The following is a 16,117-nucleotide window of genomic DNA, read 5'->3' on the forward strand; positions in this document are numbered from 1 at the left end:
TTTTCAGAAGCAGTTAGTAAAACAAAGTAGATAAATATGAACTGAAAATTAATTAAAAAATTTCTCTTCCTTTAAAATTCAATCTTTCCTATATTCGGCGCAATTCTTTTTTATTAGAGTTGCGCTTTTTATTTTCTATTCACTACTCCCTATTCCCTTTTCTATGGCATGATTATATAGACTTTGCTGGCAGTAAACTATGATGATGCAGAGTAGGGGCAATACAAACCAACAAGCAAGTTATATTCTGGCTTTAGATTTGGGTACTACGGGCAATCGTGCTTTTGTCTTTGATGCCAACGCTCAAATTGTGGGACAAGCATACCTCGAACTCAAACAATATTATCCTCAACCGGGATGGTTGGAACATGATGCTACCGAAATTTGGTCAGCTACGATTTCGGTAATCCAAAGTGCTGTTAAGCAAGCAGAAATTTCCCCTTCACAAATTGCTGCTATTGGCTTAACAGTTCAGCGAGAAACTTGTTTGCTGTGGGATAAGAACACCGGAAAACCTTTACGTAAAGCAATTGTCTGGCAAGATAGACGTACTGCTCCCCTTTGCAATGAATTACAAAACCAAGGTTTGGCAGAGGAAATTTATCAACGTACTGGATTAGTTATTGATGCTTACTTTTCTGCAACAAAGCTTTCTTGGCTGTTGGATTCTGTTGCAGGAATTGACCTCGATAATGTTTTGGCTGGGACAATTGATACTTGGGTGTTGTGGAATCTAACCGGTAGAAAAGTTCATGCAACTGACCACAGCAATGCCAGTCGCACAATGTTAATGAATTTGGAAACTTGCGATTGGGATGAAACGTTATTAAATTTATTCAAAATTCCTCGTCATATTTTACCGCAAATTCAGCCTAGTTTAAGCCAATTTGGATTGACAGATAAAGATTTACTAGGAACAGAAATTCCTATAACTGCTATTTTAGGCGACCAACAAGCGTCTTTATTTGGTCATGGTTGCAATGCTCCCGGCTTAATGAAATGCACTTACGGTACTGGTAGCTTTTTGGTCGCTCATACTGGCAGCGAAATAGTGCGATCGCAAAGTCAGCTTTTGAGTACTGTGGCTTGGACTCAAGTCAATCAAAGCGGTTCTTTAGAAATAAGCTATGCTCTTGAAGGCAGTATGTTTACTAGTGGTGCTTGTATACAATGGTTGCGCGATGGTCTTCAGTTAATTGAAACAGCCGCTCAAACCGAAACAATAGCAACTCAAGTAGACGATAACGGTGGAGTCTATTTTGTACCAGCTTTAAGTGGATTGGGGGCACCTCACTGGGATATGAGCGCTAGAGGTTCTTTTTTAGGTATCACTGCTGGAGTCACCAGAGAACATATGGTTCGTTCGGTATTGGAAGCAATTACTTATCAGGTAAAAGAAGTTGTGGAAGCTATTAATGCATCTAGTAAGACTTCTATCAACAAGTTGGCTGTAGATGGTGGTGGTTCCAACAATAATTTTTTAATGCAGTTTCAAGCAGATTTATTAGGAATTCCCATCGAACAACCAGTGATGCGAGACACTACGGTACAGGGTATTGCATTTGCTGCTGGTTTATCAATTGGTTTATGGAATGATTATTCACAATTGATAGAACAAAGAACTATAGAAACAGTATTTGAACCGAATCTTAATTCTAATAATATTCAAGATATTCAAGATAATTATGCTACTTGGCTGCGTGCTGTTGAACGTGGAAAAAATTGGGAACAGTGAACAGTGAACAGTTATCAAATTTAGATTGTAGGGTGTGTTAGACCAACGACCATATATCAATATATAGCGGTTTTCAGTTGAGTTTGTATTCTATCCAAAAGAAAACCGCTATATTTATCCTATTTTAAGAACTTTTCCGAATTTAGAATTTTTACAGCTTCGTAGTTATGTTGATAATGATAATTTTCTCAAATCAAATCTAGAAATATTGGAAGTACGCAATCCTGTTGATGGTTCATTTATAAAAACAAAGCCATTAGAACTTAGTCATTTGAAAACTTTAATTCTTCAATTTGATAATTTATCACAAGATAACTTCGCTAAAATTTTCAATTTGAATTTACCACATGGTGGTTTCACAAGTTTATAAAATATTGATTTGAGCGAATCTTCTATACTTAGGAGAAATCTTAAAAAGAAAAGTGCCTTAATCGTTTACACACCCTAAACCTTTCGCATAATAAATTAAGTCCTAATATGGTTGATGAATTATCAAAACTCAAATGTCGAGTTATTGCTCATGGTCAAGATTATTACGATATATGTATTGAATAAACGTGAATTAACATGACTTTGAACTGCAAGTGTTTGTACTTAGGCATTACAAATTACGAATTATATTCCCTATTCCCTCCTTTTAACAATCTTAAACCACTCAAAGTTACCAATACTGTAGAACCTTCGTGTCCAATTACTCCCAAAGGAAGATTGATACCAGTGGCAAAATTGGCAATTAGTAGCAAACCAATGCTGCACAAAGCAAAGATAATGTTTTGTTTGATAACCTTGACAGAACGCCTACCTAAATGGATTGCAGCAACTAATTTTTCCAAACGGTCTGCCATTAATACAATATCTGCTGTTTCTAAAGCTATATCGCTACCTGTAGTTCCCATCGCTATTCCTACGGATGCTGTTGTCAGGGCAGGAGCATCATTTATACCATCGCCTACCATTGCAACTGTTTGATATTGTCTTTTTAAGCGACGAATTACGCTGACTTTATCTTCGGGGAGCAACTCGGCGTAAACTTCGGAAATACCCAACTGTTGGGCAATGTAGTTTGTGGTAAGTTGGCGATCGCCACTTACAATAATTATGTTCTGGATGCCGAGTCGTTTCAGTCGTTGGATTGTTTTTGCAGCTTCAGCACGTATTGTATCGGCAACGGCAATAATTCCCAATATTTTCTTGTTATTAGCAACCCAAACGATTGTTTTACCGTGTGTTTCTAGATTTTTGCTAGCTGCAACTAAGTCTACTGGTAACTGGGAAATTTCCGATTGAATAAATTTAGCATTGCCTACTTTGATATATTTCTCCTCAATTTCACCGCTAATACCAAAACCTGTATGAGAAACTATGTCATTAGCAGATAATAAAGCCAAATTTTTATCCCTAGCCGCTAGAACAATTGCTTTTCCGATGGGATGCTCTGAATAAACTTCTAGGGCAGCAGCAATTGAAAGAATTTGATTGGCATCTTTCCCGTTAACGGCGATAATTTCTATAACCTGGGGTTCTCCAGTAGTCAAAGTTCCAGTTTTATCAAAGGCAATTGCTTTAACTTTACCCACCAATTCCAAAACTGCTCCACCTTTAAATAAAATACCCCCTCGCGCTCCATTGGCAATTGCCGATAATAGTGCAGGCATAATCGCAGCCATTAACGCGCAGGGAGAAGCCACCACCAAAAAAATCAAAGCTTTGTAAATAGTTGTTTCCCAATCCCAATTAAAAATAAATGGTGGCAAAACAGCCAGCAATATACCGCATACTACGATTACTTTGGCGTAATTACGTTCTAAATTTTCTACAAATATTTGCGATGGTGGTGCTTCGGTTTGGGCTTGCTGTACTAAGCGAATTACCCTTTGAATTAAACTACTTTCCGGTGGTTGGTGAACTCTTAAAATTAAAGCTCCCGTACCATTAATAGTTCCTGCAAAAACCTCATCACCCACAGTTTTTTCTACAGGTAGGGATTCTCCGGTGATAGAAGCTTCGTTAAGATTGCTCGCACCTTTGAGAATCAAAGCGTCAGTAGGAATCAATTCCCCCGGTTTAACCAAGATTTCGTCATCTATAACTAACTTATCGATAGCAACCTGCTTTTCTTCACCATGCAATATTAGCCTCGCAGTATCCGGTGTCAATCCCATCAACTTGCTAATAGCGTGGTTTGTTCTTTGCATCGCATAACCTTCCAAGGCACCGCTGATAGCAAAAATCAGAATTAACACCGCACCATCAACAATCAGATAATATTCCCTCCGCCAAAGCCCCAGAAATGCTGCTCCCAAGGCAGCTACTATCATCAATAAATCAACGTCGAATTCCTTTTCTGCAAATAGGGTAGTTAATCCTTCCTTCGCACTTTCGTAACCTCCAATTACATAGGCTGCACACAGAATTAGTAAAGCCAATCCAACCCAACTAAACTGCAAACACAACCAACCGAAAAACAAAAGTACGGCACAAATAATTGCTGCTAAAGCATCCGGGTGTTCCGAAATTAGTTGTCTAAAATCAGTTTTTCTCAAGAAAGAACTAGTCATACCAGAAAATAAAGAAAGAATTTCAATGTTTACTCTAAACCTTGACATTAATGTCAATGTCAAGCTTTAAAATATGAATATGGCTAAAAATTATCAAACTGAAAGCGCCCAGAATTCAAAAGAAGACAGCAAAAACAAACACCTAACAATCAAACAGCTAACTCAAGAAGTTGGTGGTGGTTTAACTCCCAGAATGGTGAGACATTATCACAAGTTAGGTTTGGTACCTGAAGCTGAACGCTCTGAAGGGAATTATCGGCTTTATACTGATAAAAGCGTGCAACATTTGCGGCGAATAGTCGCGCTGAAATCGCAGGGCTTTCAACTAGAGCACATTCAAAAATTATTAGCAACTTACCCCGAATCAGACAACTTTGATAGCTTAACGACTCAACTACAGCAACAATATCAATCCGTCATCGAACAATTATCGCGCTTGCGAAAAACAGCATCAGCTTTAGAAGGTTTGTTAGGTAGAGACAAGCATTGTCAACGTATCCAAGCAGAAGCGATCGCCGAATTACGACATTTAGAAATAGAATCTACCTTGGGGACTAAAAAATTAGAACAACTTTGGCAAGGTTTAGATGCAGCTTGCGATGCTCATCCAGAAGACTTAAGCGAATCTTTGCAGCAGTTGTTACCGGATTTATCAAATAAAAATGAAATTGAAAGAGATTTACTTGGCAAACTAGTATTAGCTTCTGGCGACGTTAGTTTAGTTGATTTTATTCGCTTGAGTCAGAATGCTATAGCTTCAGCGAGAAATGCTCTAAAAAATAACTGTGAAATATTTGTAGATGTTCCCCCAGTTTGCGCCGCTCTCGACCATACTCGCACAGCACATTTAAGTACAAAAGTCAATATATTAATAGACGACCCCCATATTCACAGTGTGGATGAAGCCGAAAATAAATTTTGGCAACATCAAGAATTGCACGAGGGTTTAAAACAGTTAACTCCTGGTTGTGTTTTAATTATCGGTTACGCCCCATCAGTATTAATTTCTGCATTAAAACTCATCGAACAACAACAAATCCAACCATCTTTAATAATTGGAATGCCCATCGGTTTTAGTCATGCAAGCGCCGCCAAGCGTCGGTTAATGGCTTCTGGTGTAGATTATATAACCACCCTTGGTACCATCGGTGGCGGTTTATTAGCCGCTGTAGCGCTTAATAGTTTGATGGAGTCTTTAATTAAAAAACCCGATTGTCATTGTTATTTAGGGAAAGGTAATTATAATTCGTAATTCGTAATTCGTAATTCGTAATTAAAACAGTGAGCAGCGAACAGTTCCTTCCGGCTTATGGTGGGTTATTTAAATCCAGGTAACTGTTAACTGATAACGTTAATTACGACATCATAATTACGGCTTTCCCAATACATATAATTTTCAAAAAACTTATTTTCCTGATATAATCCGTTTTGAAAAAAATCAATTATTTTGCCGTTTTTCAGTGATTGGGTAATGCTGAAAAACAGCAACATCTGCTACAAAAAATGTTTTTTAGAATATAAAGTTTTAGACAAATTTACAAAAGTTTTTATGAGAAAAATAAAGACAGAAAAGTAAACTAAAACTGTCTTCGGATTTATATATGGTAGCGGTCAACGAGAACGCACAAAAACGTCTTACTATACAAACTGTTGAAATTGCTCCAAACACAACTGCAATTCGTAGTCTCGATTGGGATCGCGATCGCTTTGATATTGAGTTTGGATTGCAAAATGGTACAACTTACAATTCTTATCTAATTCGGGGCGAGCGTACAGCTTTGGTTGATACGTCTCATACCAAGTTTCGAGAACAATATTTAGAAACTCTCAAGAGCTTGGTGAATCCCAAGGAGATTGATTATATAATTGTTAGTCATACCGAACCCGACCACAGTGGTTTAGTAGAAGATGTACTGCAAATTGCTCCTAGAGCAACTGTATTAGCATCTAAAGTCGCATTACAGTTTTTGGAAAACTTGGTTCACGATCCATTTTCTAAGCGAATTGTTAAGACTGGTGACAGCGTAGACTTGGGTGACGGACACGAAATTCAATTCGTTAGCGCTCCTAATTTACACTGGCCCGATACTATCTTCAGTTTTGACAAGAAGACTCAAACTCTCTTCACTTGCGACGCTTTTGGTATGCATTACTGTAGTGATGATACCTTTGATGTCAACTTAGAAGCAATCGAACCTGACTTCAAGTTCTACTACGATTGTTTAATGGGGCCAAATGCTCGCTCTTTATTGAATGCAATGAAGAGAATGGGTGACTTGGGCAAAATTAAAATTATTGCTAACGGTCACGGACCATTACTTTATCACAACTTGGATACTCTCAAAGAGTGTTATCAAAGTTGGAGTCAAAAACAAGCCAAAACCGAAACAATCATTGGTTTGTACTACGTCTCGGAATATGGATATAGCGACCGTTTAGCCCAGTCAATTGGTCACGGTATCCAGAAAACCGGTATCGGTGTAGAAATGTTGGATTTAACTACTACCGACCTCCAAGAAATCCAAGAATTAGCAGGCAGAGCAGCAGGTATCATCATCGGTATGCCTCCATCTCACAATACTGCCGCCCAAGCAGCTATTAGTTCTTTGCTAGCGGTAGTAAAAAATAAGCAAGTCATTGGACTCTATGAGTCATACGGTGGAGATGATGAGCCTATTGACACCTTGCGGAGAAAATTCCTCGAACATGGTGTAAGAGAAGCTTTTGAAGCAATCCGCATCAAAGAAGAACCCAACAATGACGTATTTAGAGCCGCTGACGAAGCTGGCAACGAAATGGGACAGTTGTTGGTACGCGAGCGCAACATCAAGCATCTTAAGTCAATCGATGCCGACTTAGAAAAAGCATTAGGTCGCATTAGTAACGGACTTTATGTAGTTACCACTAAAAAAGGTGACATCAAAGGTGCAATGGTTGCTTCCTGGATTGCTCAAGCAAGTCTACAGCCCTTAGGATTTACCGTAGCTATTGCTAAGGAAAGAGGAATTGAGTCTTCTCTACAGATAGGTGATAAATTCGTCCTCAACGTTCTCGAAGAAGGAAACTATCACGACCTCAAAAAGCATTTCCTCAAGCGTTTACTTCCCGGTGTTGATAGATTTGAGGGAGTAAAAACTCAAACAGCTAAAAACGGTAGTCCCATTCTTACAGATGCTTTGGCATACATGGAATGCGAAGTTAAGACCACTATGGAATGTAGCGACCACACATTGTTGTACTGTACCGTTTCCGAAGGTCGTATTTCCGATCCCGACGGAATGACAGCAGTTCGCCATCGTAAAGTTGGAACTTATTACTAATTTGTGAATGGGGAATTGGGCATGGGGCATAGGGCATGGGGCATTGGTAATTGGTAATTGGTAATTGAATTTCCCCTCTTCCCCATTCTTCCCCCTCTTCCCCTTCTCCCCGCCTCCCCTCTCTTTATTAAATTCCCTAAAAGCATCTACGTTCTTTTTTTTTGATTATTTTTTTGATTCTTAATCCTTTATTCTCTCCAACATAATTATGAGCAATTCCAATCCCCGCGATATGCAAATTGCATCAATTGCGACCGATACTAGGCTGATTAAAGCTCGCAGTTGGACGCGGTTACGATTTGAAATTGAATACGCATTAGCTAAGGGTTCTACTTCTAATTGTTATTTAATCGAGGGCGATAAAACTGCAATTGTTGACCCACCTCCAGAAACTTTTACCCATATTTATATGGAGGCTTTGCAGAAAATTCTAGATTTGCAAGAATTAGACTACGTAATTGTTGGACATTTTAATCCCAATCGCGTTGCCACTCTCAAAGCACTTTTAGAACGGGCACCGCAGTTAACCTTTGTTGCTTCTGTTCCCGGTGCAGCTAATTTACGCAAGACTTTCGGTGAAAATACCAAAATTATAGAAATGCGGGGTAAAGAAACCCTAGATTTAGGTAAAGGACATATTTTAAGAGGTATTCCTATTCCCAGTCCGCGCTGGCCTAGCGGACTTGCTACTTACGACCAACAAAGTCAAATTCTCTACTCAAATAAGTTATTTGGTACTCATGTCTGCGGTGAGGAAGTATTTGATGAAGACTGGGATATTCTCAAAGAAGACCAGCGCTATTATTATGACTGCTTGATGGCTCCCCACGCACCTCACGTAAAAGCCGCTCTGGAAAAAATTTCTGATTTGCCGGTGAGAATGTATGCTACAGTTCATGGACCTTTAGTCCGCTATGGTTTGATTGAGCTTAAGAAGGCTTATCAACAGTGGAGCGTTTCTCAAACAGAACGGGAAGTTACCGTCGCCTTACTTTACGCTTCAGCTTACGGTAATACTTCAACTTTAGCCCAAGCCTTTGGTTTGGGTTTAACTAAAGGTGGCGTTGCTGTCGAGTCTATTAACTGTGAATTTGCAGATCCAGATGATATTCGCGCTGCGATTGAAAAATCGGATGGTTTTATCATCGGTTCTCCTACCATTGGTGGTAATGCTCCTACTCCAATTCATACCGCTTTGGGTATCGTGCTTTCAGTTGGTGACACCAGTAAACTAGCTGGAGTATTTGGTTCTTATGGTTGGAGTGGTGAAGCATTCGATTTAATTGAAGGCAAGCTAAAGGATGCAGGATTTAAATTTGGCTTCGACACCTTCAAAGCTAGATTTAAACCATCAGATAAAACTCTCAAAGAATGCGAAGAAACAGCAACCGATTTTGCTCAAACTTTGAGAAAAGCTCGCAAACTGCGTATAGTACAACCTACTGCAACTCCAATGGAACAAGCCGTAGGACGTATTGTTGGTTCTGTTTGCGTACTGACAGCCAAACAAGGAGAAGTTGCTACCGGAATGCTCGGCAGCTGGGTATCGCAAGCAACTTTCGATCCCCCTGGAATTAGTTTAGCGATCGCTAAAGACAGAGCAGTAGAAACGCTGCTATATCCCGGAAGCAAGTTTGTGTTAAATATCATCGGTGAAGGCAATCAACAAGATTACGTCAAGCACTTCCGTAAATCTTTTGCTCCTGGTGAAGACCGTTTTTCTAACTTTTCTACAACGGAAGCCGATAATGGTGGCATCATCCTCACCGAAGCTATAGCCTATATTGAATGTTCTGCAAGCAAGCGGATGGAATGCGGCGACCACTGGGTGATATACGCAACCGTAGACAATGGTAAGTTACTGCAAGCCGATACAGCCACAGCTATTCACCGTCGTAAAGCAGGCAACCATTATTAACCGCGAACAGTTATCAGGTAACAGTTAGGAGCTTAGCGAGTAGGAAATTAATTTTTCTTCCCCCTCTTCCCCCTCCCCACTCCTCTTAAACCCTCTCCTAAAAAAAGGGAGAGGGTATTTTCATGGTGATTAATCCGGATAACACCACACCATCGACTGTAAGAACTATTTGATATTGATTTTTGTTTATTTATTTTTCACTACTCACTGCTCACTGTTAACTGTTTCAAAATATGTCATCTAATATACATCTGGGTATTTTCTGGCAACCGCAGAATAATGGAACTTTTATCATATGTAAAGGTCTTGCAAGTGGGGAAGTTCGCTTGCCTATGTTTCAGCAATTGTTCGCAGGTCAACTGTATGCATATTGTGTAAGGTTTAACTATTAAATAAGTAGTGGCATCTCAAAATGTTTGCTGCTCAGACAACGGTTTAAATTATTGGCTTTTCTTATGTATCCAGAAAAAAAGAAACTAAAGTTCCCTTTTTGGCAATATCTCAATCAGCCTTTGTTTAGTGAAAAACTTATATTAAATCCTCATACCTTTGCCTACGTCTACAGAATTGAGCTTTTAGAGCGCTGTTGGGGCAGAGAATGCGATGCTAAGGGACAATCCTCTAGCGGTGGATAAGCTAGTTTCGTCTTCTTAAAGATTGCTTTCTAGCGATTCCAAGAAGATTTATGAGTTACAAGTTAACAAACTTTTATTTGAACGCACCGTTTTTGTGCTTTTGGGTTTCCGACATTTTAATTTTAATTTCAGCCTTATATAATCGCCTCGTCCCTGGGATGAGGCTTTTTTGTAGGGATAAACTGGCGCAGGAAAAGGCAATTTTAATCAAATATTGACAAGGTGAATCATAAAAAATAAATATTCAACTGCTTCAACCTTTTTTGCTCTCATCTTACTAATCTTGATAAGTTCATCAAAAATTTGACCGTTTATTGAAGCTTTTTTTCATGCCTTATAAGTAGATTACTGAAGCACAATAAAACTATTAATACATTTATTCTCCGAGCAAAAAGTAAAAATTGCAACCAATACCACTGTGGGTATGCTAACGCTCTTTAAACAGTCTTTAAACAATGGGCATTAGGAATTGCCCGGTGACAATTTAAACACGAACACGAAAATTAATATTTTTACCTCAAAAAAAATATAGTCTATATTACATTCCTGCGTTACTCTGGTTAACACTTGTGGTGTTCGGTTGTGGTTATAGAGAAGGGGTTGAAAGCTTATGTCCTTTGTACCTTTACACATTCATAGCGACTATAGCTTGCTTGATGGCGCGTCTCAGTTGCCTGCTTTGATTGATCGTGCGATTGAATTGGGAATGGAGGCGATCGCCTTAACCGATCATGGGGTGATGTACGGTGCGGTTGAGCTAATCAAAATTTGTAAGAAAAAGAGTTTTAAGCCGATTATCGGCAATGAAATGTATATCATTAACGGCGATATCACCAAGCAGGAACGCCGTCCCCGTTATCATCAGGTTGTTTTGGCGAAGAATACTAGGGGTTACAAGAATTTAACTAAGTTAACTTCTATATCTCATTTGGAAGGGGTACAGGGAAAAGGAATTTTTTCGCGCCCTTGTATAAACAAAGAATTATTAAAGCAGTATCACGAAGATTTAATTGTTACCAGCGCTTGCTTGGGTGGAGAGATACCCCAAGCGATTATGAGCGGAAGACCGGATGTAGCTAGGAGAGTTGCGAAATGGTATCAAGATACATTTGGTGAAGATTATTACTTAGAAATTCAAGACCACGGTTCTCAAGAAGATAGAGTTGTAAATGTCGAAATTGTTAAAATTGCCAAGGAATTGGGAATTAAGATAATCGCTACAAATGATTCTCACTATATTTCTTGTAACGATGTAGAAGCTCACGATGCTTTGCTGTGCATTCAAACAGGAAAGAAGATTTTTGAAGATAAAAGAATGCGTTATAGCGGAACGGAATATTTAAAATCTGCCGAAGAAATGAAGCAGTTATTCCGCGACCATTTACCGGAAGACGTAATAGAAGAAGCAGTTAGCAATACTTTAGAAGTTGCTGATAAAATCGAACCTTATAAAATATTAAGTCCTCCTAGAACTCCTCACTTTCCGATTCCAGCAGGTCATACAACCGAAACTTTTTTAGAAGAAGTAGCTTGGGATGGACTTTTAGAAAAATTAAATCGTAAATCTCGTAGCGAAGTAGATAAATCCTATACAGATAGGCTGAAATATGAATTAAAATTGATTCAGGAGATGGGTTTTCCTGGATACTTTTTAATTGTATGGGACTACATTAAATTTGCTCGGGATAGCAACATTCCTGTAGGGCCGGGAAGAGGTTCGGCGGCTGGTTCTTTGGTGGCGTACTGCATGGGAATTACCAATATTGACCCAGTACATCATGGATTATTATTTGAGCGTTTCTTGAATCCAGAAAGAAAATCCATGCCTGATATTGATACGGATTTCTGTATAGAAAACCGCGATGAAGTTATCGATTATGTAACTCGTCAATACGGCAAAGATAAAGTTGCTCAAATTATCACTTTTAACCGCATGACTTCTAAAGCGGTATTAAAAGATGTGGCGAGGGTGTTAGATATTCCTTACGGGGAAGCCGATAAAATGGCAAAAATGATTCCCGTAGCTAGGGGTAAACCCGCTAAGTTAAGCAAGATGATTTCCGACGATACCCCCGAACCAGAATTTAAAGAAAAATATGATAACGATCCAGGAGTGAAACACTGGGTTGATATGGCAATTCGTATCGAAGGAACTAACAAAACCTTTGGGGTTCATGCTGCGGGTGTAGTAATTTCAGCCGAACCTTTAGATGAAATTGTGCCACTGCAAAGGAACAATGACGGTTCTGTAATTACCCAATATTACATGGAAGATGTTGAAGCAATGGGTTTGTTAAAAATGGACTTTTTGGGTTTAAGAAACCTAACCATGATTGATAAAACTATTGACTTAGTAGAAAAGAAAATTGGTAGAAGAATAGATCCCTACGATATAACTTCTCACGAAAGAAAAGCACAAAAAGTATTAGCTAGAGGTGGGGATGCAGCGAAGCTTCCTAACGATGTCAGAAAAACTTATGAGTTATTAGAAGCGGGAGAATTAGAAGGAGTATTTCAATTAGAATCTTCCGGAATGCGACAAATTGTGAGGGATTTAAAACCTTCCAATATAGAAGATATATCATCAATTTTAGCGCTGTATCGTCCTGGCCCATTAGACGCAGGATTAATTCCTCACTTCATAGATAGAAAGCACGGTAGAGAACAAATCAAATATGAAGCTAATGTTTTAGAGCCGATTCTTGATGAAACCTACGGAATTATGGTTTATCAAGAGCAAATTATGAAAATTGCTCAAGACATGGCTGGTTATTCGTTAGGACAAGCCGATTTACTCCGTCGTGCGATGGGTAAAAAGAAAGTAGCAGAAATGCAGAAACACCGCGAAATATTTATCGATGGTTCCGCAAAAAATGGCGTTAGCAAACAAATAGCTGAAGCATTATTTGACCAAATGATTAAATTTGCCGAATATTGTTTGAGCTACGACACCGAAGTTTTAACTGAAGAATTTGGTTTGATACCGATAGGTAAAATCGTCGAAGAGAAAATTGATTGTACCGTGTATAGCGTCGATGTAAATGGGAATGTTTACAGTCAACCGATAGCACAATGGCATAATCGGGGGATGCAGGAAGTATTTGAATATGAATTAGAAGACGGTTCGACAATTCGAGCTACAAAAGACCATAAATTTATGACAGTTGATGGGGAAATGTTGGCTATTGATGAGATATTTGAAAAGGGGTTGGAGTTGAAGCGGGTTGGGATATATTAATTTGATTAAAACATAACCGGACGGGCAAGGATGCCCATCCCACAATAAATGTAGGGTGTGTGACGGTGACGATAAATTATCAAATATAACCGAATAATTTGATTGTACCGTCACGCACCATCGATAATTATAATTAAATATCCGGCGGTTGAAACCGCTGCTACACAAGCAAAACCGTCTACACGGGTTAAAGATAATTCGGTTTGTAATCTGATTTGTATTAAGCAGCTATCAGGTTATCAAGCTGCGATTCACAATGTTGAAATATATAATTTACAGCAGCAAATATTTTATCTAAATCCTGAATAGTATAAATATCAATATTACTAATAAAATTGTTTTTTTCTAATTTACCAAACTGCCAAATCTTTCCATTAGAAACTATTCCAAATATAGTTATTTCTACCTTCTCATTAAGTCTTTGAGCAGCAATCATTTCTGCTAAACATTGTGCCCAACCTCCTTCAAAATCATCTTGTTTTGCTTCTACTAAAATAAAATACGGTTTATCAAATACGACTTTTCCTAAAGATGACCTTTTAGCAAGAATATATTCGGGAAAACCTGATAAATTATCATTGTAATTGAGTGAATGATGACTCCACAAGGTGAATTTACTATTATATAATTTCCAAACTTCTTTTAATACTGGATAAATAATATTTTCGCAGATAGCAAACTCGGAACTATAAACAACACCTTCTCGCATTACTGTTTCTAAATCTTCTCGGAAGTAATCGGGAATGTTAAATTCAGCTTCACCCATAAAGTTGGCTTCTGTATAGGTGATTTGAAAAGTTTTAAGTACTTCTGAGATGGTTTTGTAGCTGCTGAAAGACATATTTTTTTTGATTGGGTTTTTATAAAATCAATTCATACTAATTATCTCTAATTTTCGGTTTTTATTCTGTATTCAGTTTTGGTTGTGTGGATATTGTTATCCCCTCACGGGGTTAAAGATTAAAAACGCTATTTTCGGTTCTATTGCTACTCTAGGTATATTTGCAGTTTCCATCCCCTGACGGGGTTAAAGATTAAAAACTAAAGTGTGTTTCCGGCACCGTTGGGTGCAATGGTGACTTAGGGTTTCCATCCCCTGACGGGGTTAAAGATTAAAAACGTTTAGTTGGTGGAAGTTATTTTATCCAAAATCTTACTAGTTTCCATCCCCTGACGGGGTTAAAGATTAAAAACCCATTCGCACTAATATTAGAGTAGATGGAAATACTAACGGCAGGTTTCCATCCCCTGACGGGGTTAAAGATTAAAAACTTTTTGAAAACGCGTCGCAAAGCGACATTGAAAGAGTAAAGTTTCCATCCCCTGACGGGGTTAAAGATTAAAAACTACATTTAGCTCTGGGGTTATGATGCCTTACGCTGTGTTTCCATCCCCTGACGGGGTTAAAGATTAAAAACATTTTAGCAGAACGCAAGCCGCTCAAAACAGGTCCAAAAGTTTCCATCCCCTGACGGGGTTAAAGATTAAAAACCCTACCTTCTGAAACCCTTATCTCACAAGACCTGAGAATCGGATTTTTGTGGGATAGGAAATTTAGCAGTGGAAAAAACAGATTTAACAGCTAAAAATCAAAATCAACCTAACTCAAAACCTTGTATAACAATGCTTTCGCTAGATACAACGAAAGAATAGGAGTTTCAGCCTTATGTGCTATCCCACGAAAATGAATTAGGAAACTAACTATTAGGTTTTCAAGGTTCCGATTACGAGAAGTATAATAACAGACTGATTAAAATTTGTACAGCGAAGGACTATTTCAGCATCATTAATTATTTACTTATGTCAAACTCGATTAATTTGATAGCTGATAACTCTAGCGCTAGTCTTTAAAATCGAAGGTAGAAAGAATATTGAAAATCTCAGAAATTAAGCGAAGAGGAGTTACACATACGGAATACCATTGATAGCTATTCAGTAAATTCCAGTGAATTGGTTCTAATGCTCTATTATCGCCATAAGTATAAATAATAAGAGTTATGTTATTATTCTTGGCTTTATCAAATGCTTCTTTGAAATAGGTGAAATCATTTCCAATACCTAATATAATAAAGCAGTTTTTGTCTATATTATTGCTATAACGTAGAGAACTACTTCGCTTGACAGATAATGAGTTGAATAAAGGGTTGGTTTTAATTATCTCAACTTCATCTTCCATATTCATATTCTGTCCGTATTTATTCTCTGGAGCGAGTACTATAAGTTTTCTTTTAAAATTTCGGAATAGTTTCATCTCTTTTCTATAAATAAAGAAGAGAAATTTATAAGTTATAAATGCACCAATTCCCATTGAGATGAGTGTAAATATAAGACTTCTCAATGCATCAGCGCTGGTTAAAGCTTGGAAAATATTTTGTGCGTCCATAATATTATTTTCTATTTATATACTTAATAAGTTAAGTATTAAACCTTTTTGTCTTAAAGATATCTCAGCTATAAATCACTGACGTTGGTGATATTTATCACTGACTGTGAGATATATAGTAAAAAATTTTCTTGTTTTTATCTGCATTTTTGCGAGTTTCACAGCACTCTATGAGAAAAATGAATAGATTAATAATAGTTTTATATTATACTCAGTAAAATAATTAACTTAAATAAGCAAAATAGTATTCTGAATTACATATGAGTATTGTTTACTTCTGAAAAATGTTTATAATAAACAGAATTTGGATAATTTTACTGTGTTCGTGTG

9 protein-coding genes and 1 CRISPR repeat array are annotated in these 16,117 nt (G+C 37.9%); of the genes, 6 read left to right on the forward strand and 3 right to left on the reverse strand.

Annotated features, from left to right (window positions below):
- Positions 1-205 precede the first annotated feature (205 nt).
- A complete protein-coding gene (gene glpK / locus RIV7116_RS16470; protein WP_044291936.1) occupies positions 206-1,735 on the forward strand; it encodes a glycerol kinase GlpK in 1,530 nt (509 codons plus the stop codon).
- Positions 1,736-2,343: 608 nt separating this feature from the next.
- On the opposite strand, the gene RIV7116_RS16475 is transcribed toward glpK, so the two are convergent.
- Positions 2,344-4,293 carry a heavy metal translocating P-type ATPase gene (locus tag RIV7116_RS16475; protein ID WP_044290992.1) on the reverse strand — a complete coding sequence of 650 codons (1,950 nt, stop codon included), beginning with the start codon at positions 4,291-4,293 and terminating at the stop codon, positions 2,344-2,346.
- Positions 4,294-4,366: 73 nt separating this feature from the next.
- Between RIV7116_RS16475 and RIV7116_RS16480 the strand changes: the two genes are divergently transcribed.
- From RIV7116_RS16480 to RIV7116_RS16500, 5 genes are all read left to right on the forward strand, one after another.
- Positions 4,367-5,545, forward strand: coding sequence for a precorrin-8X methylmutase (locus RIV7116_RS16480; protein ID WP_015119428.1), 1,179 nt, complete (start codon positions 4,367-4,369; stop codon positions 5,543-5,545).
- A gap of 349 nt (positions 5,546-5,894) precedes the next feature.
- Entirely contained in the window at positions 5,895-7,613 is a 1,719-nt protein-coding gene (locus RIV7116_RS16485) for a diflavin flavoprotein (protein ID WP_015119430.1), read from the forward strand.
- 208 nt (positions 7,614-7,821) lie between these two features.
- Positions 7,822-9,531: a diflavin flavoprotein gene (locus RIV7116_RS16490; protein ID WP_015119431.1), complete on the forward strand. Its 1,710-nt coding sequence runs from the start codon at positions 7,822-7,824 to the stop codon at positions 9,529-9,531.
- Between the two features lie 455 nt (positions 9,532-9,986).
- Positions 9,987-10,166, forward strand: a complete 180-nt coding sequence (locus RIV7116_RS16495; protein ID WP_015119432.1) for a hypothetical protein — start codon at positions 9,987-9,989, stop codon at positions 10,164-10,166.
- Between the two features lie 610 nt (positions 10,167-10,776).
- Positions 10,777-13,404, forward strand: a complete 2,628-nt coding sequence (locus tag RIV7116_RS16500; protein WP_015119433.1) for a DNA polymerase III subunit alpha — start codon at positions 10,777-10,779, stop codon at positions 13,402-13,404.
- A gap of 220 nt (positions 13,405-13,624) precedes the next feature.
- Here the strand turns inward: RIV7116_RS16500 and RIV7116_RS16505 are convergent, their stop codons facing one another.
- A complete protein-coding gene (locus RIV7116_RS16505; protein ID WP_015119434.1) occupies positions 13,625-14,245 on the reverse strand; it encodes a hypothetical protein in 621 nt (206 codons plus the stop codon).
- Positions 14,246-14,337: 92 nt separating this feature from the next.
- A CRISPR array of direct repeats spans positions 14,338-14,896; the repeat unit is 35 nt; unit sequence GTTTCCATCCCCTGACGGGGTTAAAGATTAAAAAC.
- Positions 14,897-15,244: 348 nt separating this feature from the next.
- The gene (locus RIV7116_RS16510) at positions 15,245-15,787 is read right to left on the reverse strand and encodes a hypothetical protein (RefSeq protein ID WP_015119435.1); all 543 of its coding nucleotides are present in this window, start codon (positions 15,785-15,787) and stop codon (positions 15,245-15,247) included.
- Between the last annotated feature and the right edge of the window lie 330 nt (positions 15,788-16,117).

The sequence above is a fragment of the Rivularia sp. PCC 7116 genome (genome assembly GCF_000316665.1).
GTDB lineage: Bacteria > Cyanobacteriota > Cyanobacteriia > Cyanobacteriales > Nostocaceae > Rivularia.

What these genes read in the sequence shown, in the direction of transcription:
- RIV7116_RS16475 (WP_044290992.1), bottom strand. Translation starts at nt 4,293, where the DNA reads ATGACTAGTTCTTTCTTGAGAAAAACTGATTTTAGACAACTAATTTCG.
- RIV7116_RS16495 (WP_015119432.1), top strand. Translation starts at nt 9,987, where the DNA reads ATGTATCCAGAAAAAAAGAAACTAAAGTTCCCTTTTTGGCAATATCTC.
- RIV7116_RS16500 (WP_015119433.1), top strand. Translation starts at nt 10,777, where the DNA reads ATGTCCTTTGTACCTTTACACATTCATAGCGACTATAGCTTGCTTGAT.
- RIV7116_RS16485 (WP_015119430.1), top strand. Translation starts at nt 5,895, where the DNA reads ATGGTAGCGGTCAACGAGAACGCACAAAAACGTCTTACTATACAAACT.
- RIV7116_RS16510 (WP_015119435.1), bottom strand. Translation starts at nt 15,787, where the DNA reads ATGGACGCACAAAATATTTTCCAAGCTTTAACCAGCGCTGATGCATTG.
- RIV7116_RS16480 (WP_015119428.1), top strand. Translation starts at nt 4,367, where the DNA reads ATGAATATGGCTAAAAATTATCAAACTGAAAGCGCCCAGAATTCAAAA.
- RIV7116_RS16505 (WP_015119434.1), bottom strand. Translation starts at nt 14,245, where the DNA reads ATGTCTTTCAGCAGCTACAAAACCATCTCAGAAGTACTTAAAACTTTT.
- glpK (WP_044291936.1), top strand. Translation starts at nt 206, where the DNA reads ATGCAGAGTAGGGGCAATACAAACCAACAAGCAAGTTATATTCTGGCT.
- RIV7116_RS16490 (WP_015119431.1), top strand. Translation starts at nt 7,822, where the DNA reads ATGAGCAATTCCAATCCCCGCGATATGCAAATTGCATCAATTGCGACC.